A 25,636-nucleotide genomic window follows, 5' to 3' on the forward strand; every position below is an offset into this window, starting at 1 on the left:
GAGTGAGAAAAACATCACCGCAGTGTGTAAAGTAGAAATTACTATAGCGGCAAAATTTTTATACACCAGCAAAGCTGAATCTTATGTTTCAAATCGCCTAACTTCAGTTTTTTATTTCGCGCACGGCATTTTTAGGGCGAAAAGCTGCTACCACATCCGGATTAGTTTCAATATAAGGGCCTTCCAGCAGCTGGATACAATACGGTACGCTGGCAAAAATACCGGCCACAACCACCTTGCCATCTGCATCTTTTAAGCCTTCCAACGTTTCCTTAATCGACTTGGGTTGCCCTGGAAGATTAAGAATCAGCGCTTGTTTACGCAGCACGCCCACCTGGCGTGAAAGGATCGCGGTAGGAACGAAGCGCAGGCTAATCTGACGCATTTGTTCGCCAAACCCTGGCATTTCTCGATCGGCAACGGCCATCGTGGCATCCGGCGTGACATCACGACGTGCGGGCCCCGTTCCTCCGGTTGTCAGCACCAGATGACAGCCACGTTCATCAACCAGTTCACACAGCGTTTGTTCAATCATCGGCTGTTCATCCGGCACCAACCGGGTTTCCACTTCAAAAGGCGTGGTCAAGGCATTGCGGAGCCAGGATTCCAGTTCTGGGATGCCTTTATCCTGATAAACCCCGCCGGAAGCACGATCGGATACGGAAACCAAGCCAATACGCAATACGTTCATAAGCACCTCAGTTTAAACAAAACACTAATTTTATCAGGATATTGACGGCTTTTAGCAAACAATTCGCTCTCATGAGGAAATTCACACGATGTTCGTTATTTCATGCTGAGTGCGGTATGACATTTGATAATAATTATTAAAGAGCGTCTCAAAAAAATCAGGGGATTACTGAAATTAATAATAACGCTACGCAATTAAAACTTAAGAATAGTTGGCAAATAAAAAAGATCGCTTACCTATTAAGAGCAGATGAAATAAGCCGATAGATTAAAGAGAAAAAGGATGATACCTACCACGACAGAACATCACGTAAAATCAAATAATATGATAAAATTAAAGCACTTCTTTAGTACCACAATAAGTAAAAAAGCCCTATCAAGGAAGTCGCCATGAACGATCTTAAGTATAAGATACTTAAACTTTTTGCCCATCCGACATACGCATTTCTTCTGTTCGGGGCGATTTCCTTTATCTTCACCATTATTATTATGCATGAAGCCAACAAATCGACCTGGAAAACAGAACGGATAAATCTTGATACCGCGATCAAAACCTACGGTTCCTACACCAACAGCGGTGAGGTAACCGAAAGCGATATGATTCGACAGTCCGGTACGTATTTATTGTCACGTACCAGAACATTTGCCTTTCACACGCGGGATTCGCGTAGCGAATGCATAAACAAGCTTTCCTCTTCCGATCTCAACTTCAACGATATGGCCGTAATTCGCACCTGCCAAAATAAACTGCCTTCTATCGGAGACTATGCAGGTAAAAACACGCTGACAATTATTTTCCCTATTCTGTCGCCAACCGATGAATTACTGGGTATCTGGATAAGAACGACGTCAGAAAACCCACCGCCATCATTTATCCAGACGATGTTCTCCCTGTCCTCACTTCTCGTTATTACTGGCAGCGTGCTGCTCTTCGCTATTTTAGGCAGCCTGCTGTCCGTGCTGACGAAAAAATATTTGGTGGAACTGCCCATCATCGCGCGGTATGACGATCTCACCGGTTATTTGCGGCGAGACGCGTTCTTTCTGGCCGCCAATAAAGCCTTTAGTATCGCCAACCTGACCAAGCGCCCCGTTAGCGTCATTCTGATCGACATCGACTACTTTAAGCAGGTGAATGATAGCTTTGGGCATGGCGTCGGGGATGATGCGTTGAAGTTTGTTGCCGACACCTTCAAGAAATCATTTCGCCGTGAAGATATTTTTGGCCGAATTGGCGGCGATGAATTCGCGATCGTATTACCGAATACTGGATTAGACGATGCGTACACCATCGTGGACAAAGCAAGAGAGCGCGTTAGCGACACGCCTTGTGAAACCGCCGCGGGGAAAATCAGGCTGACGGTCAGTATTGGGCTGGTTGAATACTATATCGCTGGAGAAGATCTTAGCGAGGTCATGAAGCGTGCCGATGATAATCTTTATATCGCGAAGAAAACCCGTAACGCGACGGCAAAATAGCCCTATTCCCTACACGAGACCAAACTGCAGACAAAAAAATAGCCGGGAAACCCGGCTATTTTTATCAGCAGAATGCTTACAGTAAATCTGCAATCATCTTTTCCAGTTTTTCCTGGTCGATAGCAAACTTACGGATCCCGTCGGCCAGTTTATCAATCGCCATTGGATCCTGGTTGTGCTGCCAGTAGAACTCCGCTTCGGTCATTTTCGCCGGACGGACTTTCACTTCACCGACGTAAGACAGTTTGCGAACCACTTCGCCTTCGCTTTCTGACAGTTCTTTCAGCAGAGCTGGCGCAATCGTCAGGCGATCACAGCCGGCCAGTTCCAGAATCTCACCAACGTTACGGAAGCTTGCGCCCATCACGACAGTTTCATAGCCGTGCTCTTTGTAGTAGTCGTAGATTTCGCTAACGGAAACCACGCCTGGATCTTCATGCGGCGCGAACTCTTTCTTATCGCCATTGGCTTTGTACCAGTCAAGGATACGACCAACGAACGGTGAAATCAGGAACACACCAGCTTCAGCACAAGCGCGGGCCTGTGCAAAGGAGAACAGCAGCGTCAGGTTACAGTTGATGCCTTCTTTTTCCAACTGCTCTGCCGCGCGGATGCCCTGCCAGGTGGAAGCCAGTTTAATCAGGATGCGCTCGTTGCTGATGCCCGCGTCGTTGTACAGCTTGATCAGGTGTTTTGCCTTCGCCACGCTGGCTTCGGTGTCATAAGACAAACGCGCATCCACTTCTGTGGAGATGCGGCCAGGGATCAATTTTAAAATTTCGAGACCGATATTGACCGCCAGTTTATCTGTGGCATCCACGACCTGCTGTTTGCGATCGCTGCTCTGCTCACGCGCCCAGGCAATTGCTTCGTCGATCAGTTTGCGGTATTCAGGAATTTGCGCCGCGTTCAGAATCAGTGAAGGGTTGGTGGTCGCATCTTGCGGTTGGTACAGTTTCATTGCCGCAATATCGCCGGTATCAGCTACAACCGTGGTCAGTTGGCGTAGGGAAGTCAGTTTATCCGTCATGTTGGCATGTCTCGTTGTTTATACGTGGTGCTCGTGAATGAAAATAGCTCGTATATGAATCGACTTGTTATCTAATCTGGTGGCCGTCTGTTTTGCGCCGAAATCTGATAATAACACGCGCACTTTCCCGCGCAAGCCAGCCTTTTCCCACTTGCCTTTGCAACGGCGCTTACACGCCGGTAAGACGCCATATTTTCCCCTTCCCGAACGCGATGAGACGTGAAAGACGAGGCGTATTATAGCTATCGCCGTTTTCTTACTGCGTTCTTGCTATAGTAGACCCATCAGAAATCAGACCGACAGGACATGGCGCATGCTTATTACTATTTCACCCGCAAAAACGCTCGACTACACCAGTCCTTTGGCAACGACGCGTTATACGCAGCCGGAGCTTCTGGACTATTCCAGCCAGTTGATTGGCGTGTGTAAAAAACTGACGCCAGCACAAATATCCTCGTTGATGAGCATCAGCGATAAGCTGGCTGACCTGAACGCAGGCCGCTTTAGTGACTGGCAGCCGGATTTCACGCCGGAGAATGCACGTCAGGCACTGCTGGCGTTTAAGGGCGACGTCTATACCGGATTGGCCGCAGAAGATTTCAGCGAGGATGACTTCGATTTCGCCCAGCAGCATCTGCGTATGCTGTCAGGCCTGTATGGCGTGTTGCGCCCGTTGGATTTGATGCAACCGTATCGGTTGGAAATGGGCACCAAACTGGAAAATAAAGCCGGTAAAGATCTCTACAGTTTCTGGGGCGACACCATTACTGAAAAGCTGAATCAGGCGTTGTGCGATCAAGGCGACGATGTGCTGGTTAATCTGGCATCGGACGAATATTTCAAAGCCGTTAAACCGAAAAAGCTTAATGCCCGACTGATCAAACCCGTCTTCCTGGATGAGAAAAACGGTAAATTCAAGGTGATCAGTTTCTACGCCAAGAAAGCGCGCGGTCTGATGAGTCGTTTCATTATTCAAAACCGCCTGACTCAACCGGAGCAGTTGAAAGCGTTTAATCTGGAAGGTTACTTTTTCGAGGCTGCGGACTCTTCCGCTGACGAGCTGGTGTTTAAGCGCAACGAACAGTAAACAAGGCTGTACGATAGGTAAAGAAGAGAAGACGAAATTGCTGATAAAGGTCGTCGAGCGGTAGTAACGGATAGATCGTAAAGACGCTGTAAATACATCCCTGTACGCTCGGATTGCGCCATCCATGGCGCAAACGCTTTACTCTTCTATTCCGTTACTACCGTTTCCGCTTAGCGAATAGGTTCGTCAGCAACCTTATTCCGGCAGTGACATCAGGAACTCACGCAGCTTCGCGAAATCATCCGGGAAGTTGTGCGACAACAGATCCAGATCGGCACGCTCAGCCAGCGCTTCCGGCAGATCCAGTTCTTTGCCCAGAATGTCTTCTACGCTTTCCTTGAATTTCGCTGGGTGCGCTGTACCGAGGAACAGACCGAACTCACCGGCTTGCAGTTGATCGCGCAGCAGACGGTAGGCAATCGCAGCATGCGGCTCAGAGAGATAGCCTAGCGCATCCAGCTCATGCATGGTTTCTTTCGTGGTCTCATCACTCACCGCGCCAAAGCCCAGCGTTTTCAACTGCCAGTTCTTACGGCGGAACAGCTCTTCCACACGCGGCCAGTTGTTCGGCTGGCTTACGTCCATGGCGTTGGATAAGGTTGCCACCGTTTTATTAGGTTCCCAATTCCCGCTGCTCAGGAAGCGCGGTACCGTGTCATTGGCGTTAGTCGCCGCGATGAAGCGCTTAATTGGCAGACCCAGCGATTTCGCCAGCAGGCCAGCGGTCAGATCGCCGAAGTTACCGCTTGGTACAGAAACCACCAGTTGATTACGGGCTTCCTGCGGCAGCTGCGCAACGGCTTCAAAGTAGTAGCAAATTTGCGCCAGCAGACGGCTGATGTTGATGGAGTTCGCTGAGTTCAGGCCAATCGCCTTTTTCAGTTCTTCATCATCAAACGCCTTTTTCACCAACGCCTGACAGGCATCGAAATCGCTGTCGATAGCGATGGTGTGAATGTTGCCACCCAGCGTGCAGAACAGTTTCTCCTGCAACGGACTGATCTTGCCCTGCGGATACAAAATCACAACGCGGACATTTTCCAGACCGTAAAAGGCGTGCGCCACAGCAGCACCGGTGTCGCCAGACGTCGCCGTCAGAATAGTGATTTTCTCGTCACCAGACACTTCCGTCAGCATTTGCGCCATAAAGCGGCCGCCGAAGTCTTTAAAGGCCAGCGTCGGGCCGTGGAACAGCTCCAGCGCAGCGATGTCTTCCGCAACTGGCGCAACCGGTGCCGGGAACGCAAAGGCAGCTTTTACGCGCTCGAACACGGTTTTAGTCGCGATCTCGTCGCCAATATACGCAGACAGAATACGGCTGCTGCGAGTGACGAAATCCAGATCCAGCAGGGCATCGATTTCGGTGCGCTCAAATTCCGGCAGCTCCAGCGGGAAGAACAGCCCTTGTTGGCTACCCAGCCCTTGCTTGATAGCCTGAGCAAAACTGACCTGCTCGTTATGATCTTTAAGGTTGTACAGTTTCATGCGTTATCCCAATTGTCGTGCGCCAGTCGTATCAAGACGGCAAATATGAACAAAACCTTCATCGTTCTGCAAATAGTTATCCCGCAGCCAGTCGGCCAGACGCTGTGCGCTTGCCATGTCGTTGCAGACGGAGAATAGCGTTGGGCCAGAGCCGGAAATACCGCAGGCCAGCGCCCCGATATCTTCAGCAGCCTGGCGAGCAGCAGCAAAACCGGGCAGCAGTTTCGTCCGATAAGGTTCCGCGATGACATCCTTCATCAGTTTCGCCGCCAGCTCAGCTTGTCCGGTATGGCAAGCGTGGATAAAACCGGCCAGATAACGACCGTGGCTGATGCAATCCTGACGACGATATTGCGCAGGCAGAATCGCGCGCGCTTCAGCAGTGGAGACTTTAATCCCCGGATACGCCATGACCCACAACCAATCATCGAATGACGGCACAGGCTGGCTGATGATGCCGTTCTCTTCCAGCATCAGTTGGACGCCGCCAAGGAAACACGGAGCCACGTTATCGTAGTGAACACTGCCGGAAATGCGCCCTTCCAGCTCACCCATCAGTTTCAGCAGACGGGTATTATCCAGCGGCTTACCGCAAAATTCGTTCATCGCCATCAGCCCAGCGACCACAGAACAAGCGCTGGAACCGAGCCCGGAACCAATCGGCATGTTCTTTTCTAGCGTCATCGCTACTGGCACGGTTTTGCCAATTTCCTGACAGAACAGTTCCCAACATTGATACACAATGTTTTCTTTCGGGTTGTCCGGCAGCTTGCTAACAAAACGCCCTTCATTACGCAGGCTGAACAGATCGGCGGCTTCAACAGAGACGCAATCCCCCAGCAGTGAACCGTCTACCGGCGAGACGGCCGCGCCCAGCACATCAAACCCGACGCTGACGTTACCGATTGACGCAGGTGCATACACCTTAACCATAATTATGCTCCCAACTTCCATGACAAGGTGCGCAGCAGATCTGCGAACACACCAGCAGCGGTAACATCGTTACCCGCGCCATAACCGCGTAACACGAGCGGCAGTGGCTGATAATAACGGCTGTAGAATGCCAGCGCATTCTCGCCATCTTTGACTTTAAACAGCGGATCGTTGCCGCCAACGGCACTGATCTTGACCTTACAGCGGCCTTCTTCGATCACGCCGACATAGCGCAACACTTTACCTTCATCACGCGCTTGTGCAACACGGCTGGCAAACTCAGCGTCTGCCGTCGGCAGGCGCTGCATAAAGCTGGCAACATCGCCGGACGCATCAAAGCTGGCAGGCAGCACAGATTCCACCTCAATATCGCCCAGCTCCAGCTGATAACCCGCTTCACGCGCCAGAATCAGCAGCTTACGCGCCACATCCATACCGGACAGATCGTCACGCGGATCGGGTTCGGTATAGCCTTTTTCTTTCGCCTGCGTGGTCGCTTCTGACAGCGACATGCCTTCATCGAGTTTACCGAAAATAAAGGACAGCGAGCCAGAGAGAATACCGGTAAAGCGAATCAGCTCATCACCCGCATTCAGCAGATTTTGCAGGTTCTCAATCACCGGCAGGCCTGCACCGACGTTGGTGTCATACAGGAAACGACGGCGGGATTTCGCCGCGGCGCTACGCAGTTGGTGATAGTAATTCATCGACCCCGTGTTAGCTTTCTTGTTTGGCGTCACGACATGGAAACCGTCGGCCAGGAAATCCACATACTGATCGGCCACGGCCTGATTCGACGTACAGTCGACGATCACCGGGTTCAGCAAGTGGTACTCTTTAACCAGACGGATCAGACGGCCCAGATTGAACGGCTCGCGGGCTTTACCCAGCTCTTCATGCCAGTTTTCCATCGAGATGCCGTTAATGTTGGTCAGCATCGCTTTGGAGTTGGCGATCCCACACACGCGCAGGTCGATATGCTTGTCTTTTAGCCACGGCTGCTGGCGGTGGATCTGATCCAGCAGTGCGCCACCCACGCCGCCGACGCCGATAACAAACACGTCGATCACCTGATCGGTGTTAAACAGCATCTGGTGGGCAACACGTACGCCAGTGGTGGCGACATCGTTATTCACCACGACAGAGATAGAGCGCTCGGACGAGCCCTGCGCGATAGCCACGATATTGATATTTGCCGTCGCCAATGCCGAGAACAGACGTGCAGACAGGCCGCGCAGCGTACGCATACCATCACCGACGACAGAGAGGATCGCCAGACGCTCCATCACATCCAGCGGTTCTAGCACGCCTTCTTTCAGTTCCAGATAGAATTCGTCTTCCAGCGTTTTTCTGGCGCGTGCCAGCTCGTTTTGCGATACGCAGAAGCTGATGCTGTATTCGGAAGATGACTGCGTAATCAGAACAACAGAGATACCCGCACGTGACATCGCGGCAAACACGCGCGCGGCCATGCCGACCATGCCTTTCATGCCTGGGCCGGATACGTTAATCATCGCCATGTTGTTTAGGTTGGTAATGCCTTTCACCGGATACTGCGTATCCGTGCTGTCCATGCCGATGAGCGTGCCGGGAGCCTGAGGATTTTCGGTGTTTTTGATGAGGCAGGGAATTTGGAACTGGGCGATAGGAGCGATGGTGCGAGGGTGGAGGACTTTGGCGCCGAAATAGGACAGCTCCATCGCCTCCTGATAGGACATCGACTTCAATAATCGGGCGTCCGGCACCTGACGCGGATCGCAGGTATATACACCGTCCACATCGGTCCAGATCTCACAACAGTCGGCACGCAAACACGCAGCCAGTACCGCAGCGGAATAGTCAGAACCGTTACGACCCAGCACGACCAGTTCGCCTTTGTCGTTACCAGCCGTAAAGCCCGCCATCAGGATCACATGATCTTTCGGGATGGCGCTTTCAGCGATGCGGCGAGTCGACTCCGTGATATCCACGGTGGATTCAAGATAGTGTCCCTGCGCCAGCAGCTTCTCAACCGGGTTGATAACGGAGACCCCATAGCCACGCGCCTGAAAGACCGCTTCCATGATGGCGATAGACAGTTTTTCCCCCCGGCAGATGATCGCGGCGTTCACGCTATCAGGGCACTGACCCAGCAGCGCGATGCCGTGCAGAACGTGTTTCAGCTGTGCAAATTCCTGATCCACGAATGCCTTCAGGCGGGCATGGTCAAAGCCGGGCTGAGACGCTGCAAGGCCTTGCAGCAGCGAAGAAAAGATCGTTTCGGCGTCGTTTAAATGAGGCAGGATATCTTGTCCGGCGACGGTTTTCTCAATCATGGCAACCAGATGGTTGGTAATTTTCGCCGGAGCGGACAATACGGTAGCCACCTGTCCCTGGCGCGCGTTGTTCTCGATAATGTCGGCAACGCGTGCAAAACGCTCCGCATTTGCTACTGAAGTCCCGCCAAATTTCAACACTCGCATTTTTATCTGTTCTCCTGAATTTCTGCCAACCAAACGCCGGAAGCGTTTTTTGTGTGCCGCTTACAGACGGCGTTGAGGGATAACCTGCCATAAAAAAAAAGCCCGCACTGTTCGGTGCGGGCTTTTTCTGGAATCTTTATATGCGTCAGCCCGCACCGTTACTGGTTGTATCGGTGATGGTAATAATCGTGGTGATCAGGCTGATAGTGCGCATGTTAAAATCGAATCTCATTAGAAGTAGAGTTATCTGCCCTATTAGTTAGGCCAATCGCCCTTTGAAGTCAACGGATTTCTTTTTTTTCTTCTCGCCGAAGGAAAAAATCCAGCCGCTCAACCCACTGCCTAAACAGGAATAAGCCGGACAAACCGTTGTCAAAATACGTGACTCAAGATGTTCGACTGCCAAAAAAGCCATCTCTGCTATCTTATTTCGGCAGTCTTTTTTCAATGTCGTGTAGCAATCGATGGAGCATCGCCGTATCCCGCTGCTCTAAACGTCCCAGCCGCTGATGCAGCCAGTCCCGCAGTTTTTCATCGTCCTCAACCGCCAGAGTCACCAAAAGCCGATCCATACGATCGCGCAGCGCCGACAACTGCCCCACCACCGCAGGCTGTGTCGCTTCCGGTTTGACCTGCATCAGTTCAGCCAGTTGATAACAGTACACCATCACCGCCTGACCAAGATTTAGCGAAGGGTAATCCGCTTTCATCGGCACGCCAGTCAGCACATCCGCCAGTTCGAGTTCTTCATTCGTCAGGCCAACATCTTCCCGACCAAACACCAGCGCCGCAGACACCATCCATTGAACCTTCTCCTGCAATACATCTGTCAATTCCGCTGGCGTGCAGTAATAGTGATACTTAGCCCGGCTGCGCGCGGTGGTCGCGACCGTAAAATCGACATCTGCCAGTGCTTCAGCCAGCGTGGAAAACACCTGTACATTATCCAGAATATCCCCTGAACCGTGCGCTACCCAGCGAGCCGCAGGCTCTTGATGTACCGTGCTACCGACAATACGCAAGCTGCTGAACCCCATCGTTTTCATCGCACGAGCGGCCGCCCCTACGTTTTCAGCCCGAGCGGGCTCAACCAAAATAATATGAAACTGCATAGACTCCTCAGTATGGGTTACATGCGTTTTGGCAATAGTTTATCTACTCGCCAAACAACACGACCTTGTAATCGATAACAATTTATTGATGACGACGATTTATTGATAACGACAATTTGTTGAGTATCACAGTGAAAAGTTAACAATAAACCAACAACATTTCCGGCATCAACGCAGTCTTCGCCAGGAAACATCGGTGAGTCCAAAAAACGGGCGGGAAGATAAAACCTTAAGAAAAATAAGGTAAATTATTTTATTTCAATAAGTTATAAAAGCACCAACGACTGTGTAGCGCCAATTATGATTATTGGCATTTGCTATGCTAAATCGTTCATAAAAAGTGCTAAATTGTGACGTAAACTGGCAATCCTATAAGTGTTTATCACAAAATAGTTAACGTGCTAAAATGAAATTTGATATATGTCAACAGAACCGTAGATTTATCAGCAGGCAAAATCTGTGCTTACTGTTATGTTGCTGTTAATAAGGTTAAACTGTGCGCCACTTTGAGCGCAGTTAAATTAGCGCCACGCTCACCCGCTAGCAGTACCTCTAAGCGGGTAGAGAATGAACACCAGTAACGCATTTACGTACTTGAGTCTGACGTTGAGCGAGAGCGTAGTCTACCTCGATAAGCTCCAGGGAAATACCCGGAATAACTGGCGTTGTAGCCAGCGGGCCAGCAGGGTATGACAGCGACTTCTGTACTTCCGATTTCTATAATTTAAGTTGGCAATTTTAGGTAGCAAACATGCAGACGCCGCACATTCTTATTGTTGAAGACGAGCTAGTAACTCGTAATACCCTCAAAAGCATTTTTGAGGCGGAAGGATACGTTGTTCACGAAGCCACTGATGGCGCAGAAATGCACCACATTTTGTCCGAGAACGACATCAATCTGGTGATCATGGACATCAACCTGCCAGGAAAGAACGGCCTGTTGCTGGCACGTGAATTGCGCGAGCAAGCCACCGTTGCCTTGATGTTCCTCACCGGCCGCGACAATGAAGTCGATAAGATCCTCGGTCTGGAAATCGGTGCGGATGACTACATCACCAAACCGTTCAACCCACGTGAACTGACGATCCGCGCCCGTAACCTGCTGTCACGCACCATGAATCTGGGCGGTGGCACGGAAGAGCGTCGTCTGGTGGAAAGCTATCGTTTCAACGGCTGGGAACTGGACATCAATAGCCGTTCTCTGATTAGCCCGGCTGGTGAACAATACAAGCTGCCGCGCAGTGAATTCCGCGCCATGCTGCACTTCTGCGAAAATCCGGGCAAGATTCAATCCCGTGCAGAGCTGCTGAAGAAAATGACGGGTCGCGAGCTTAAGCCGCATGACCGTACCGTTGACGTCACCATCCGTCGTATCCGCAAGCACTTTGAATCTACAGCCGATACGCCAGAAATCATCGCCACGATCCACGGCGAAGGCTACCGCTTCTGCGGCGATCTGGAAAATTAATTCCCTCAGCCGGAACAGATTTCTGTTCCGGCTGTTTTCCCTTCTTACCGCACGTTATTCACTCTTTCCCCACGGCATAACCGGCACTGCGCTTAACGCATTTTTCGGCGAACCATCGACTATGCGATCAGAATAAGCAAGATAGATCAGCGAATTGCGCTTTTGATCGTAAAATCGAACAACCTGCAATTTCTTGAAAACCAGCGATGTTCTTTTCTGGAACACAACGGACCCACGATCGCCGCCGTTTTTGATTTTATCGGACAGCGTAATCGGCCCAACCTGCTGACAGGAAATGGCAGCGTCCGACGTGTCCTCCGCCAGCCCTAACCCGCCTTTGATTCCGCCTGTTTTGGCTCGGCTAACGTAGCAGGTAACATTTGATACATCTGGATCGTCAAACGCTTCCACGACGATCTTATGATCCGGCCCCAGCAGTTTAAAGGCCGTATCGACAGATCCCACTTCTTCCGCACTGACAACGCTGGCGGTGGATAGCAATAGCAGACCCGCTCCCATGATGCGCTTTATGTTCATATTTCAGGTCCTGTGACAATTCATAACAAACGGTTAATAACCACAATTAAAAAGGGGATGAGCAAAATAAACCGCTATAATCTCCCTCCTTATCCAAATTACCTGCGGAAAATTTTCAAAAATCTTCGGCAGTACCAAAGTGAAAATATTGCTATGATGCGGGATCTCAATACGCTCGCGCTCAATGTGTTTGATGAGGAAGATTATGGATCAAGCCGGTATCATACGTGACTTGCTTAACTGGCTGGAAAGCCATCTCGACCAGCCGCTATCACTCGATAATGTGGCGGCGAAAGCGGGTTATTCCAAGTGGCATCTGCAAAGAATGTTCAAGGATGTGACGGGCCATGCCATTGGTTCATATATCCGAGCGCGGAGATTGACCAAAGCGGCGGTTGCACTCTGCCTGACCAGTCGCCCCATCCTTGATATTGCCCTGCAATACCGCTTTGATTCACAACAGACTTTTACCCGCGCGTTCAAAAAACAGTTTGCACAAACGCCAGCGTCTTATCGTCGTTCCGATAACTGGAACACTTTCGGCATTCGTCCGCCGATTCGGCTTGGTGAGTTTACCCTGCCACAGCCGCAGTTTGTCACCCTGCCAGAAACGCAGTTGCTTGGGCTAACGCAAACCTATACCTGTCGCCTGGAACAGATTTGTAATTTCCGTACCGAAATTCGCGTCCACTACTGGCGTCAATTTTTGGGAGAAACGCGCTGCGTCCCACCGGTGCTTTACGGGCTACATCATTCGCAGCCGAGTAAAGAGAAAGACGACGAGCACGCAGTGCTCTACACCACCGCACTGGAGCCGCAGTATCTGCCTGATGATGTCCATACTGGCGAACCCATCACGCTACCGGGCGGCGACTACGCGATGTTCGTTTTTGACGGCCCGACCGACGAGCTACAGGATTTTATTATCAGCCTGTATGACACCTGTCTGCCGACCTTCCAGCTCACGCGCCGTAAAGGGTTCGACGCCGAGCGTTTTCACCCTAGTCGCGATACAGACGGGGAAATACCCGACATCATTCGCTGCGAGTATTTTATCCCCATCCAACATACCGAGCCGCTATCAGCGCTGTAACTCATCCAGTGCCGGAATATCCAAATGTGAGATATCTCCGGCCGTTTCAACCACCCATCCGGGTGCCAGCCACGGGCTTTGCTGATAATCAATGCGCGACAGGGAACAGTTGCGTAGACGCAGTCGCCGTTCAGCCGATGCGGGTAACCCCAGAACCGTACTCAGCAAGCACCCCAGCGCCATACCATGGCTAACCAGCAAAGGACGACTTCCCGCAGGCAACGCCAGACAACGCTCCAGAACGCCGTGCATGCGCAATGCCACATCAACCATCGACTCGCCTTCTGGGATACGGCCATCGGGCGTGCCATCCACCAGCCCTTTACGCCACTTTTCTTCCTCGGCGGTCAGCAAATCCAGATCGCGGGCTTCCAAGACGCCCATGTTCAATTCACGTAACCCGGGCTCCAGGATTATCTGGCAATCACCACAAGATTTAGCGATGATTTCTGTCGTCTGACGCGTTCTTCCGAGATCGCTGGTAAAAATATGCGTAATCCCTAACGTCCTGATTCGTTCAGCAACTTGCTGTGCCTGTTGTTCACCTCTTGGCGTCAGCGCACTGTCCGATTGACCTTGAATACGTCGAGCCACATTCCATTCCGTTTCGCCGTGGCGAACAAGATATACCTGTAACATGGTTATTTTCCGTTATACTGCGTCAAATTAACTAAAGGTACGAAACTGTTATGTATCACGTTGTTGCTGCAACTACCAACCCGGCAAAGATTAAGGCTATTACTCTGGCATTCACCGATGTCTTTGGTGCAGAAAACTGCCGCATCGAAGGCGTTGACGTCGACAGTGGCGTCCCGCGCCAGCCTCTCGGCTCTCTCGAAACCCGTACAGGTGCCAGAAACCGCGTCATGATGGCACGTCAGGTGCGACCAGAAGCCGATTTTTGGGTCGGTGTCGAAGCAGGCATTGAAGAAAGCATGACTTTCGCCTGGATGGTGATCGAAAACGCCCACCTGCGTGGCGAATCACGTTCTGCAAGCCTGGTTCTTCCAGAAAGTATATTACATGGTATCCGTGAAGGGCGGGAATTAGGCGATGAAATGGAGCGTTTGACGGGCGTTCAGAATATCAAACATAAAGGTGGTGCCATCGGCGTCTTCACTGACGGCAAATTGTCACGCACCAGCGTGTACCATCAGGCGTTGTTGCTGGCACTGGTGCCGTTCCATAATCCGATCTATCAGATTCCCGTTCAGGCAGCAAAACCGTAACGGCTACGCGTCGTCACTCAACGGCTTATCTGCCGACAGCAACTGCGCTTCCAGCCAGCTTTTTAACGCGGGGGGCGCGGCTTTCAGACTGTTTGAACCGCGCGTAATCGTCGCAATTCCAGCACCTAACTCGCTTTTCAGCTCACGCTGGCTCATTTCACCCCGCATTAGCTCCTGTATAATCCGCACCCGCGTTCCTAACGCTGTACGCTCATCCGGCGTCATCAGGAGTTGAAGCAGCGGTAGGTGAAGATCCTCCGCAATAGACTGCTGCAATAACGCGACAAAGCGTAACCAATGCTCATTGTCTTGTTCAGAAAGTGCCGGGTCGATAAGCGATAACGGAGTCATAACGGGCTGCCATACTATTTAACTAGTACGGCAGCATAACACAATTTCAGGCAACGATCGCAACGCCGCGTCTCAATAACGCCGCTGCCATTCCCCATCCGTCAGCACATTTGCTGGTTGATTAAGGAAATAGCGATAGAAGACGTCATACGCCAGCACATTTTTCACGTAACCCCGTGTTTCCGAGAACGGAATACTTTCGATAAACGCAACGGGATCGATGCGCCCAGCGCTGTTCCTCAGCCAGGTATTCACACGCGACGGCCCGGCATTATAAGCCGCGGAAGACAGAATGCGGTTACGCCCAAATGTCTGGTACACGTACTCCAGATAGCTCGTTCCCAACAGGATATTGGTTTCGGGATCGAACAACTGGCTGCTGTTCGTATAGAACGTGATATTACTCATTTTGGCCGTATGCTGCGCCGTCGCGGGCATCAACTGCATCAGGCCCGATGCACCAACTGGGGAACGTGCTTTCGGGTTCCAGGCGCTTTCCTGACGAGCAATCGCCATCGCATAGCTCTGGCTGATGCCTTTCCCCTGCGTTTCACGGCGGAATTCATCGTTCCAGGCCAGCGGGAAACGCTCTTCCAGATGATCCCACAGCTTCGCGACAATCGTCGCCTGTACGCTCAAATCCGCCCAGCGCTGCTCAAACGCATAGCGAGCCAGTGCTTCCTGCTGCGGTTTGCTGCGATTCGCCACCAGCCCAACCCATTCGCTGCGCGCCAGATTATCCATCTGCCAGAACATCAACTCCCGTACGCGGGTGATTTCCGGTAGCTGAGACAGAGAAGGATCCGGCTTCACCGCCGCCATGATAGTCATGGGATAGCGCTCGTTCAGTTTCTGCGCCGCTGCCATCGGGTAGAACCCGCGTTCCTGCATCAGGCTGCGTAATAGCGTCTCGCCTTCCTGACGTTTACCCTGATCCAACAGCACTACCGCACGCCAGTAGCGCCATTCGTCTTTCTGCAAGGCATCCGCCGGTAAACGTGCCATCCAGCTCGTTAGCCCCTGACGATCGCCTGCGCCCAGCGCCATACGTACGCGGCGTTCTAGCAACGTGGTCGACGTGCTCTGCCGCACCACGCCATCCCGCCACTGTGCCTGTTCTGGCGTGGCATCGTTGCCCATCAAACGCCAGGCAATGGTTTCTTCCATCCCCTGACGTTCTGCCGCACTCATTTTCTGCAAACGGGCAATGACTGGCAGCATCGAACGGGCATTATCGGTATCCTGACGCGCCGTGCGCGTAAAGGCCGAGAGCGTGACTTTACGCGTAAAATCCGTCGGCCCGACGGTACGGGCGAAGCTCTCCAGCGAATTCGGATCGTTCTGGAGTTTCAACAGCGCATCGCCCATCGTTTTATAGTCGTCGGGTAACTGCTTGATGAGATAGCTCACCAGACTGCCGCTGCCTTCGTCCATCGCCAGACGCGTGCGTTCCAACGTCGTCAGCGGCGTCTGTTCGCCAGCCTGCTGCCAGACGGAGAAGAGTTTATCGCACACGGCAGGGAGCGAGCGCCCGGTCAGCCAGATATCACGCGTGGCTTCCCACACACCCTGACGCTGACCGGTTGCCCACTGGGCGTAATAAAAGTTACAGCGGGCGCTGACCGGCTTCGGCGGCTGGGGGCTAAATGCCAGCAGCCCAATCCAGTCTTGACGACGCGCCAGCTCATTCACAAAGCTGGTCGTCAGGTTACGGGCAGGCGGCAACGTCGGGTGCGTTGCCATAAACTGCTTCACCTGCGTCGCACTGACCTGACTCAGGTCCTGCGTGAGCGAACGGTATTCAAGATAAGGATAAAGTGGGTAACTGCGCAGCGTCGGCATCAACTGCGCGACCGTGTCCATCTGGTTGCTGTCCCATGCTTGCTTAACCTGCTGATAGCGCTGACGCTGTTCATCCAGAGAATCCGCCAGCGCATGGCCGGAAACCCCAGCCAGACATATCGCCGAAATGGCGTACCACCAATGACCCGCTTTTATCACCTGCATTAACCTCATCCGTTATCGAACTTGCTATCGGCATCCTTCATCGTATCGATCCCCCTATCCTATACCCAAAATAATTCGAGTTGCGTGAAGGCGGCAACCGCATGAATCCCCAGGAGCTTACTCAGGTAAGTGACTGGGGTGAGTAAGGGCAGCCAACGCACAAGCAACTTGAAGTATGACGGATAATCGGGCAGATCCAGTGTGGCACATCATGCCAGACAACGATATGCCGATCCGCAAACCGATTCTGAAATTCATCACGCGGGCCTACGTCTCAGATCGACCATGGCAAATCGCCGGATAGCTGGGATCGCAGGCTGAAAACCGCTACACTTCATACTTAGAGTAATGCGCTTAGAATAATCGATCCGCTGCCAGAGTATTTCCTTAGCAGCGATTTAGTATTAGGTAACACAGTGCTACATATGGTCACCCGCTTATGGTGACAAATCATAGAGATAAGAGAGAGGCGAAGTCGCAACGTGGCTCAATATGTTTATACCATGCATCGCGTCGGTAAGGTCGTACCGCCGAAGCGTCACATTCTGAAAAACATCTCCCTCAGTTTTTTCCCCGGTGCCAAAATCGGCGTGCTGGGTCTGAACGGAGCCGGTAAATCAACGCTGTTGCGTATTATGGCTGGCATTGATACGGACATCGAGGGCGAAGCTCGCCCACAACCTGGAATCAAAATCGGCTACTTGCCGCAGGAACCGCAGTTAAACACGGAGCACACCGTACGTGAATCCGTGGAAGAAGCGGTGTCTGAAGTCGTCACCGCGCTGAAGCGTCTTGACGAAGTCTATGCGCTGTATGCCGACCCGGATGCAGACTTCGATAAATTGGCCGCAGAACAAGGCCGACTGGAAGAAGTCATTCAGGCGCACGACGGCCATAATCTGGACAACCAGCTAGAGCGTGCCGCCGATGCGCTGCGCTTGCCGGAGTGGGATGCGAAAATCGCTACCCTGTCCGGGGGCGAACGTCGCCGTGTGGCGCTATGCCGTCTGCTTCTGGAAAAGCCGGACATGCTGCTGCTCGATGAACCAACCAACCACCTGGATGCCGAATCGGTAGCCTGGCTGGAACGCTTCCTGCACGACTTCGAGGGCACCGTGGTGGCGATTACCCACGACCGTTACTTCCTCGATAACGTCGCAGGCTGGATTCTGGAGCTGGATCGCGGCGAAGGTATTCCGTGGGAAGGCAACTACTCTTCCTGGCTGGAGCAGAAAGATCAGCGTCTGGCACAGGAAGCCTCTCAGGAAGCGGCACGCCGTAAATCCATTGAGAAAGAGCTGGAGTGGGTGCGTCAAGGCGCGAAAGGCCGTCAGTCCAAAGGTAAGGCACGTCTGGCACGCTTTGAAGAGCTGAACAACACCGAATACCAGAAGCGTAACGAAACCAACGAACTGTTTATTCCACCCGGTGCTCGCCTCGGCGATAAAGTGGTGGAAGTCACCAACCTCAGTAAATCTTACGGCGAACGTCAGCTCATCGACGGGCTTTCTTTCTCCGTACCGAAAGGCGCGATTGTCGGCATTATCGGCCCGAACGGTGCCGGTAAATCGACCCTGTTCCGCATGATGTCCGGTCAGGAACAGCCGGATGGCGGCTCAATTGAGCTGGGTGAAACGGTGAAACTGGCGTCAGTTGACCAGTTCCGTGACGCGATGGACAACAGCAAAACCGTCTGGGAAGAAGTGTCTGGCGGGCAGGACATCATGCGTATCGGCAACACCGAAATGCCAAGTCGTGCTTACGTTGGCCGTTTCAACTTCAAAGGGGTTGATCAGGGCAAACGCGTTGGCGAGCTGTCCGGTGGTGAACGCGGTCGTCTGCATCTGGCGAAGCTGTTGCAGGTAGGCGGCAACGTGCTGCTGCTCGATGAACCAACCAACGACCTGGATATCGAAACCCTGCGCGCGCTGGAAAACGCCCTGCTGGAATTCCCAGGCTGTGCCATGGTGATCTCGCATGACCGTTGGTTCCTCGACCGTATCGCAACGCACATTCTGGATTATCAGGATGAAGGTAAAGTGGAATTCTTCGAAGGTAACTTTACCGAGTACGAAGAGTACAAGAAGCGTACGCTGGGTGCCGATGCGTTGGAACCACACCGCATCAAATACAAGAAGATCGCTAAATAAGCCGTCATCGAACGTGATAAACAAATGGCCCGCACTGCGGGCCATTTTTCTTTCCAGTACAGCTCACTTACCCGATCAGAACGTTTCCCAGTTTTGATTCTCGCTGCCTTTGCTACTGGCTCCGGCGAGGGCCATCGCTGGCGCTAAGCGCGGTTGCGGCGCAGCCTTCGGTAAGGACGATTTCAGTCTCTGGGCCACGCCAGCCAGCTTGAATACCGCGACAGCCTGCGTTAGACGTGCCGCCTGCTCTTCAAGTGAAACGGCCGCCGCCGAGGCTTCCTGTACCAGCGCCGCATTCTGCTGCGTCGCGCTATCCATTTCAGACACGGCCTGACTCACCTGACCGATGCCACGGCTCTGTTCGTCAGAAGCGGAGGCAATTTCTCCCATGATGTCGGTCACGCTGACAACCGCGCGGACAATCTCACCCATGGTTGTACCCGCCTGAGACACAAGCCCAGATCCTGTATCCACCAACCGGCTCGATTCGCCAATCAGCCCTTCAATCTCTTTCGCTGCCTGTGCGCTGCGCTGTGCCAGACTACGGACTTCACCCGCCACCACGGCAAAACCACGCCCTTGCTCACCCGCCCGCGCGGCTTCTACCGCCGCGTTCAACGCCAGAATGTTGGTCTGGAAAGCGATGCTATTAATAACGGACGTGATTTCGGAAATACGACGTGAACTGGTAGCAATATCCTGCATGGTATCCACCACGTTCTTCACGATCTGTCCGCCCTTCTCCGCTTTTTCAGAGGCATTTTTCGCCAGTTGGCTGGCGTGATGGGCATTGTCGGAGTTCTGTTTCACCGTCGCGGTCAGCTGTTCCATGCTCGCTGCGGTTTCCTCCAGCGCGGCCGCCTGCTGCTCGGTGCGCGAAGAGAGATCGACGTTACCCGCCGTAATTTCTGACGACCCTTGATAGATCGAATCCGCACCTTCGCGCACGATCGTAACTGTATCCGTCAGCTCCGCCTGCATGTTCTGGATATTCGTCCCCAGAATGCCGATTTCATTACGTCCCATCGCCATCGGCGGCTGTGTCAAATCACCCGCCGCGATCTTCTGAATACGATCAACCAGCCTGTTAACCGGCGCGAGAATCACATTGCGCACCATGATGTAGGCCATGATCGCCATAATGATAGACAAGACAAACGAACCCGCCATCATCCAGTAACCCAGTTGGGCATTCTGTTCTGCCCGCAGATTGATATCCTGCGCAGCTTGCGTGAGTTCATTCACTTTCTTGCGTACTGGAACACTGAACGCTTCATCTAACTGACGGGCCAGCGTACTTTCCAACGTGATCGTATCTTCAAATTCCCCGTCGTTTGTCGCTTTCTGCATAGCCAGAATCCCGTTATCACGGTAGTTGGCATACGCCTTAAGAATCTCGTCATCTAGGGCGTTTTCGCTCTCCAGTTTGTCTGGACGCGCGATATATTCATCCAGACGCTTCTGTGAGGCTCTTACTCGACCAGCGGCCTGATCTGAAGCGGATTTAAATACTTCGTGATCGCTAATACGGTTTGCCGCACCCGCCTGAATAAGCAGTAATCTGGCAACGCGCAGTTGATCGAGACTGCTGCTAATGCCAGCCCGGATATCAGACAATTCATTCGCCTTATCCAATGAATCATTACTTTGTTTTAAGAAATAGCTCGCTGTGCCAATAGAAAGCGCAAATAAAATCAGGATAATTGAAAAAAGAGTAATAAATAACGAAACGAGACGTATATTGTTGATGTAACTCAACTTCTCTTTTTGAACAGACATCGGTTGCATTCTCATTTTCACCATCACTGGTCTACATTATCTCTGCCATTGCGGTGCGGCAGAGCCCAGATATCACTGTGACAATAATGCCACGCAGAACAAACCTTTCATAAAAAAGTCAAAAGGAACCACGGTTGTTATCGGCATTTTCAGTCTAAAACGTACCTAAAATAAGTTGATGGAAATCACGTTTCAATAAAAATTAAAAAATACCCGTAAAAATGAAACGAAAATATTATAGCTACGACAATCCCTACTGCTTTTTCAAAAACGTTGAGTAATCGTCCAACGCGCGATGCTGTAAAACAAAGTCGATAAAACATGCCAATGCGGGCGAATTCAGCTTGCGGCTGGGGTAGACCAGATAAAGTTCGTTGGCTTCCGCCTGCCAATCTGGCAAGACCCTGACCAGTTTTCCAGACACAGCTTCATCCAGACAGAGAAAATCTGGCAATAGCGTAATCCCCGCCCCCGCAATCGCGCACTCACGGGCGTAAAGCAGGTTATCCGTGATATGCGAATCAGGGAGTAACCAGCGATAGAGTTCCGAACCGCGATGCAAGAGCCACTCCGTCCACGCATGATGCGCAATACAGCGGTGTTGCTGGAGCTGTTGTGGATGAAGTAATGCCGAGTGCCGCGCCAGATAATCAGGCGATGCCAGCAAGTATCGTGGGGTTTGCCCAAGCGAACGCCCAATCAGTGAAGAATCATGCGGTTTACCGGTGCGAAAAGCGACATCAAAGCCCTCCTGCACCAGATCGATCACATCGTCTGAAATCAGCACATCCAGTGATACCGCCGGAAAGTGCTGCTGAAACTCAGCGGTGAGCCGCGCCAGCAGCGTAGAACCTAATCCTGCCGGGCTAGTGATGCGCAGCCGCCCGCTGGGATTATCACGCAGGCGCTGTATGGCGAGATCGGCACGCTCGCTGGCTTGCAGCATCTCCTGACAGTGAATCAGGTAGCGCTCACCGGCAAACGTCAGATTGAGCTGGCGTGTGGTTCGGTTCAGCAACCGCAGGCCAATCTGCTGTTCAAGCTGGCTAATGCGCAGACTCAGGCTGGATTTTGCCAGCCCGGCTTTTCGCGCCGCCTGTGTAAAGCTGCCACACTCGGCCACCAGCGCAAACAGCGCCATATCCTGCAATTGCTTAAACATGATTGTTCACCCCAGACGAACACTGCATTATTTATTGTCCATCTTATCAGCCCTATCGCTGTGTTCTACACTTTGGCTTATGCAAAAATAGGTTTTATTCACCAGACCACATTCTGAAAATAATGAGGAACAGACCATGACCGCTCATGCGATAGCCGTTGATCCACAACAGCCAGAAAATTTCATTGCCATCACGCAGGACATTCCCGAGCCCGGTGAATACGATCTGTTGGTCGGCGTAAAAGCTATTTCCGTCAATCCCGTGGATACCAAGGTTCATGCTGGGTTACTTCAGAATGGATTACAGCAGCCCCGCATTCTCGGCTGGGATGCCAGCGGCGTCGTGCTGAAAATCGGCAGCGCGGTTAACAACATTCAGGTGGGCGATGAAGTCTGGTACGCCGGCGATATCACCCGCCCCGGCAGCAACACCACCCATCAGTTAATTGATTCACGTATCGTAGCGCGTAAGCCGGTGTCTCTGGACTGGGCAGCAGCGGCCGCCCTGCCGCTCACGGCGCTGACCGCCTGGGAAGGCTTATTCGAACACCTGAAAATACAGCAGGCCGATAGCGACAAAACGCTGTTGATTATCGGCGGTGCAGGCGGCGTAGGGTCTCTCGCGATTTCTCTGGCGGCATTGCGCAGTTCGGTAAATATCATCGCCACTGCGTCACAGCCTGACTCGGCAGAGTGGTGCCGCCAGCGCGGTGCCCATAAGGTCGTGGATTACCGTAATCTGGTCGAGTCTCTGGAAAAAGAAGGGATCAAACAGGTCGACTATATTTTCTGCCTGAACGACACGGACGGCCACTGGGATGCCATCAGTAAACTGATCGCGCCGATGGGACACATCTGCACCATCGTGGAAAACAAAAATCCGCTCGACCAAACGGCACTGAAACTCAAAAGCGCGGCGCTGCACTGGGAATTAATGTTTACCCGCAGCATGTTCACCACGCCGGATATCGCGGAACAGGGGAATATTTTGCACGAAGTCGCACAGCTGGTTGATGCAGGAAAACTTCAGGGAACCGCCAGCGAAGCGCTGCAAGGGTTAACGGTAGACACGCTGAAGCGGGCTCACGGCAAAGTGCTGGAAGGACATATGCGCGGCAAGATCGTTATCGCGCTGTAATAATGCAATCAGCCCCTTTCGGGGCTGATTAATCACGCACGGTTCAATCACACATCAGAACAGCAGACGGGCACGAATGGTGCCAGGAATTGCCTTCATCAGTTGCAGTGCCGTTTGCGCACCGTCAGTTTCGACATCAATGACCACATAACCAATTTCAGGTGTCGTTTGCAGATACTGCGCGGCGATGTTAATGCCCTGCTCAGCAAAGATCTGGTTAATTTTGGTAATCATGCCAGGACGGTTTTCATGGATGTGCAGCAGGCGGCTGGCGCGTGCGCCATGAACAGGCAGCGACACTTCAGGGAAATTCACCGCAGACAGCGTAGAGCCGTTGTCTGAATATTTCGCCAATTTTCCTGCGACTTCATCACCGATATTTTCCTGCGCTTCCTGCGTGGAACCACCGATATGCGGCGTCAGCAGCACGTTATCAAACTCGCACAGCGGTGACAGGAATGGATCGCTGTTAGTTGCGGGTTCCTGTGGGAATACGTCAATCGCCGCACCGGACAGATGCTTGCTGCTCAGCGCGTCGCACAGTGCAGGAATATCCACTACCGTACCGCGAGCGGCGTTAATCAGAATGGAGCCCGGCTTCATCAGCGCCAGCTCTTCTGCACCCATCATATTCTGCGTGCTGTCATTTTCCGGCACGTGCAGGCTCACCACGTCGCTCATATTCAGCAGGTCGGACAGGTGGCGCACCTGCTGAGCATTACCCAGCGGCAATTTACTTTCGATATCATAAAAGTAAACGTGCATCCCCAAGCTTTCAGCCAGAATGCCTAACTGGGTACCGATATGACCGTAGCCGATGATCCCCAGTTTTTTACCGCGCGCTTCAAACGAGCCCACAGCCAGCTTATGCCAGATACCACGGTGCGCTTTCGCGTTCGCCGCCGGGATACCGCGCAGCATCAGCAGCATTTCGCCGATCACCATTTCTGCCACGGATCGGGTATTGGAAAAAGGTGCGTTAAATACCGGGATACCACGCTTGGTCGCGGCCGACAGCTCAACCTGATTAGTCCCGATACAGAAACACCCTACCGCGATCAGTTTTTCCGCAGCAGCAAAAATCTCTTCTGTCAGATGGGTACGCGAGCGGATACCCACAAAATGCGCATCGCGGATGGAGGCTTTCAGCGCCTCAGGATCCAGCGCACCTTTATGGAACTCGATGTTGGTGTAACCCGCTGCACGCAGGTTATCCAGCGCGCTCTGATGCACGCCTTCCACTAACAGAAACTTAATCTTGTCTTTTTCCAATGATACCTTTGCCATTTCCCGACCTTATTTTCAGACTTCAAATGTGACAGAGTGCTCAATAGCTTCTGCCAACATAACAAAAATTACGCAGTCAGCAATACAAACGATTGCTTCGCCCAAATCGCGCCACTGAGGAGCGCGCCTGATTTATGGCAAAAAATATTGCCAAAGATGTGCATCGCCATATCGACGATAAATAAAATAAGAAAATGTGATATTAAGTACCAAAAATGAGCCGTTAACTAAATGGATTTTTTTAGCTAAAAAATTTCTGACGTGGGGGTTCACCACGCCAGAACGATCGCGCACTCATTTAACGACGGTTTTTACACCCTCAGCCGTACCGACTAACGCGACATCTGCACCGCGATTGGCGAACAGCCCAACGGTTACGACGCCCGGGATACCATTAATGTGGTTTTCTACTGCGACCGCATCCATGATATTCAGGTTGTGCACATCCAGAATGACGTTGCCGTTATCCGTCAGTACGCCCTGACGATAGACGGGCTGCCCGCCCAGCTTCGCCAGCTCACGCGCCACGTAAGACCGCGCCATCGGAATGACTTCGACTGGCAGCGGGAATTTACCCAGCACATCAACCTGTTTGGATGCATCGACAATGCAGATGAACTGGCGCGACATTGCCGAAATGATTTTCTCGCGGGTCAGCGCTGCACCACCGCCTTTGATCATCTGCATGTGGCCGTTAATCTCATCCGCGCCATCCACGTAGACATCCAGCGAATCCACATCATTGGCGTCAAAAACGGGAATACCCAGACTTTTCAACTTTTCCGTTGAGGCATCCGAGCTGGAAACCGCGCCTTTGATTTGATGTTTTATCGAACCCAGCGCATCAATAAAGTGTGCTGCCGTCGATCCAGTTCCTACTCCCACAATGGTGTCGGGGCGAACGTAGTCGAGCGCTGCCCATCCCACTGCTTTTTTCAGTTCATCTTGCGTCATAATCTGCTTCTGGCCTGTAGAATCGATATACGAAAACGTGTGCGTATTATAGAACATGCACGTTGGGGAAAGCGTGCAAATTCACTTCACTGCCGATACATTATTTCATGCGCCCCCTTTCACACATACCGTGCTGAATCGTGATTGCGCATAACAGCCAAAATAAGATTTCTGCATGGCAAATCTACAAAATGTGGCATAGT

At 52.2% G+C, this 25,636-nt stretch carries 22 protein-coding genes and 1 other annotated feature; of the genes, 7 read left to right on the top strand and 15 right to left on the bottom strand.

Features of this window, described 5'->3' with window-relative positions; genetic code table 11:
• Positions 1-103 precede the first annotated feature (103 nt).
• The gene (mog, locus tag NXT09_RS08035; RefSeq protein WP_268579363.1) at positions 104-691 is read right to left on the bottom strand and encodes a molybdopterin adenylyltransferase; all 588 of its coding nucleotides are present in this window, start codon (positions 689-691) and stop codon (positions 104-106) included.
• 389 nt (positions 692-1,080) lie between these two features.
• Here mog and NXT09_RS08040 point away from each other — a divergent pair, with 389 nt between their 5' ends.
• Positions 1,081-2,169, top strand: a complete 1,089-nt coding sequence (locus NXT09_RS08040) for a GGDEF domain-containing protein (protein ID WP_268579364.1) — start codon at positions 1,081-1,083, stop codon at positions 2,167-2,169.
• 76 nt (positions 2,170-2,245) lie between these two features.
• On the opposite strand, the gene tal is transcribed toward NXT09_RS08040, so the two are convergent.
• Positions 2,246-3,199, bottom strand: coding sequence for a transaldolase (gene tal, locus NXT09_RS08045; RefSeq protein WP_010681778.1), 954 nt, complete (start codon positions 3,197-3,199; stop codon positions 2,246-2,248).
• A 313-nt stretch (positions 3,200-3,512) separates the two neighbouring features.
• Here tal and yaaA point away from each other — a divergent pair, with 313 nt between their 5' ends.
• On the top strand, positions 3,513-4,286 hold the full coding sequence (gene yaaA / locus NXT09_RS08050) for a peroxide stress protein YaaA (RefSeq protein WP_268579365.1): 774 nt from the start codon (positions 3,513-3,515) through the stop codon (positions 4,284-4,286).
• A gap of 195 nt (positions 4,287-4,481) precedes the next feature.
• Here yaaA and thrC read toward each other — a convergent pair whose 3' ends face one another.
• The 5 genes from thrC to NXT09_RS08070 all read right to left on the bottom strand — a co-directional run bounded on the left by thrC (position 4,482) and on the right by NXT09_RS08070 (position 10,278).
• A complete protein-coding gene (thrC, locus tag NXT09_RS08055) occupies positions 4,482-5,771 on the bottom strand; it encodes a threonine synthase (RefSeq protein ID WP_268579366.1) in 1,290 nt (429 codons plus the stop codon).
• Between the two features lie 3 nt (positions 5,772-5,774).
• Positions 5,775-6,704 (bottom strand): homoserine kinase, encoded by a 930-nt coding sequence (gene thrB / locus NXT09_RS08060; RefSeq protein WP_268579367.1) that lies wholly within the window; start codon positions 6,702-6,704, stop codon positions 5,775-5,777.
• 2 nt (positions 6,705-6,706) lie between these two features.
• Positions 6,707-9,166, bottom strand: coding sequence for a bifunctional aspartate kinase/homoserine dehydrogenase I (thrA, locus tag NXT09_RS08065; RefSeq protein WP_268579368.1), 2,460 nt, complete (start codon positions 9,164-9,166; stop codon positions 6,707-6,709).
• Between the two features lie 91 nt (positions 9,167-9,257).
• Positions 9,258-9,373 (bottom strand) — a sequence feature (Thr leader region).
• Positions 9,312-9,398 carry a thr operon leader peptide gene (thrL, locus tag NXT09_RS22560; RefSeq protein WP_071822615.1) on the bottom strand — a complete coding sequence of 29 codons (87 nt, stop codon included), beginning with the start codon at positions 9,396-9,398 and terminating at the stop codon, positions 9,312-9,314. It overlaps the preceding feature by 62 nt.
• Before the next feature lie 193 nt (positions 9,399-9,591).
• The gene (locus tag NXT09_RS08070) at positions 9,592-10,278 is read right to left on the bottom strand and encodes a tRNA/rRNA methyltransferase (protein ID WP_268579369.1); all 687 of its coding nucleotides are present in this window, start codon (positions 10,276-10,278) and stop codon (positions 9,592-9,594) included.
• A gap of 751 nt (positions 10,279-11,029) precedes the next feature.
• Between NXT09_RS08070 and arcA the strand changes: the two genes are divergently transcribed.
• Positions 11,030-11,746 carry a two-component system response regulator ArcA gene (gene arcA, locus NXT09_RS08075; RefSeq protein WP_039490693.1) on the top strand — a complete coding sequence of 239 codons (717 nt, stop codon included), beginning with the start codon at positions 11,030-11,032 and terminating at the stop codon, positions 11,744-11,746.
• Between the two features lie 54 nt (positions 11,747-11,800).
• On the opposite strand, the gene creA is transcribed toward arcA, so the two are convergent.
• On the bottom strand, positions 11,801-12,283 hold the full coding sequence (creA, locus tag NXT09_RS08080; RefSeq protein ID WP_268579370.1) for a protein CreA: 483 nt from the start codon (positions 12,281-12,283) through the stop codon (positions 11,801-11,803).
• A 205-nt stretch (positions 12,284-12,488) separates the two neighbouring features.
• Here creA and robA point away from each other — a divergent pair, with 205 nt between their 5' ends.
• Positions 12,489-13,376 (top strand): MDR efflux pump AcrAB transcriptional activator RobA, encoded by an 888-nt coding sequence (gene robA, locus NXT09_RS08085; RefSeq protein WP_240583811.1) that lies wholly within the window; start codon positions 12,489-12,491, stop codon positions 13,374-13,376.
• On the opposite strand, the gene gpmB is transcribed toward robA, so the two are convergent.
• Positions 13,365-14,015 (bottom strand): 2,3-diphosphoglycerate-dependent phosphoglycerate mutase GpmB, encoded by a 651-nt coding sequence (gpmB, locus tag NXT09_RS08090; RefSeq protein WP_240583812.1) that lies wholly within the window; start codon positions 14,013-14,015, stop codon positions 13,365-13,367. The genes robA and gpmB overlap by 12 nt on opposite strands.
• A gap of 50 nt (positions 14,016-14,065) precedes the next feature.
• Here gpmB and yjjX point away from each other — a divergent pair, with 50 nt between their 5' ends.
• A complete protein-coding gene (gene yjjX, locus NXT09_RS08095; RefSeq protein ID WP_010300523.1) occupies positions 14,066-14,605 on the top strand; it encodes an inosine/xanthosine triphosphatase in 540 nt (179 codons plus the stop codon).
• Positions 14,606-14,608: 3 nt separating this feature from the next.
• On the opposite strand, the gene trpR is transcribed toward yjjX, so the two are convergent.
• Together trpR and sltY are read right to left on the bottom strand one after the other, a co-directional pair.
• Entirely contained in the window at positions 14,609-14,956 is a 348-nt protein-coding gene (gene trpR, locus NXT09_RS08100; protein ID WP_205551800.1) for a trp operon repressor, read from the bottom strand.
• A gap of 72 nt (positions 14,957-15,028) precedes the next feature.
• Entirely contained in the window at positions 15,029-16,963 is a 1,935-nt protein-coding gene (sltY, locus tag NXT09_RS08105; RefSeq protein WP_268579371.1) for a murein transglycosylase, read from the bottom strand.
• 482 nt (positions 16,964-17,445) lie between these two features.
• Here sltY and ettA point away from each other — a divergent pair, with 482 nt between their 5' ends.
• A complete protein-coding gene (gene ettA / locus NXT09_RS08110; RefSeq protein WP_010300532.1) occupies positions 17,446-19,113 on the top strand; it encodes an energy-dependent translational throttle protein EttA in 1,668 nt (555 codons plus the stop codon).
• 75 nt (positions 19,114-19,188) lie between these two features.
• Here ettA and NXT09_RS08115 read toward each other — a convergent pair whose 3' ends face one another.
• A complete protein-coding gene (locus NXT09_RS08115) occupies positions 19,189-20,892 on the bottom strand; it encodes a methyl-accepting chemotaxis protein (RefSeq protein WP_205551804.1) in 1,704 nt (567 codons plus the stop codon).
• Between the two features lie 253 nt (positions 20,893-21,145).
• A complete protein-coding gene (locus tag NXT09_RS08120) occupies positions 21,146-22,054 on the bottom strand; it encodes a LysR family transcriptional regulator (RefSeq protein ID WP_205551806.1) in 909 nt (302 codons plus the stop codon).
• A gap of 136 nt (positions 22,055-22,190) precedes the next feature.
• Here NXT09_RS08120 and NXT09_RS08125 point away from each other — a divergent pair, with 136 nt between their 5' ends.
• Positions 22,191-23,192 (top strand): zinc-binding alcohol dehydrogenase family protein, encoded by a 1,002-nt coding sequence (locus NXT09_RS08125; RefSeq protein ID WP_268579372.1) that lies wholly within the window; start codon positions 22,191-22,193, stop codon positions 23,190-23,192.
• Positions 23,193-23,246: 54 nt separating this feature from the next.
• On the opposite strand, the gene serA is transcribed toward NXT09_RS08125, so the two are convergent.
• A complete protein-coding gene (serA, locus tag NXT09_RS08130; RefSeq protein WP_137740115.1) occupies positions 23,247-24,479 on the bottom strand; it encodes a phosphoglycerate dehydrogenase in 1,233 nt (410 codons plus the stop codon).
• A 294-nt stretch (positions 24,480-24,773) separates the two neighbouring features.
• Positions 24,774-25,433 (bottom strand): ribose-5-phosphate isomerase RpiA, encoded by a 660-nt coding sequence (rpiA, locus tag NXT09_RS08135; protein WP_010681795.1) that lies wholly within the window; start codon positions 25,431-25,433, stop codon positions 24,774-24,776.
• Positions 25,434-25,636: the final 203 nt, after the last annotated feature.

It is taken from the genome of Pectobacterium jejuense (assembly GCF_026800125.1).
Lineage (GTDB): Bacteria > Pseudomonadota > Gammaproteobacteria > Enterobacterales > Enterobacteriaceae > Pectobacterium > Pectobacterium jejuense.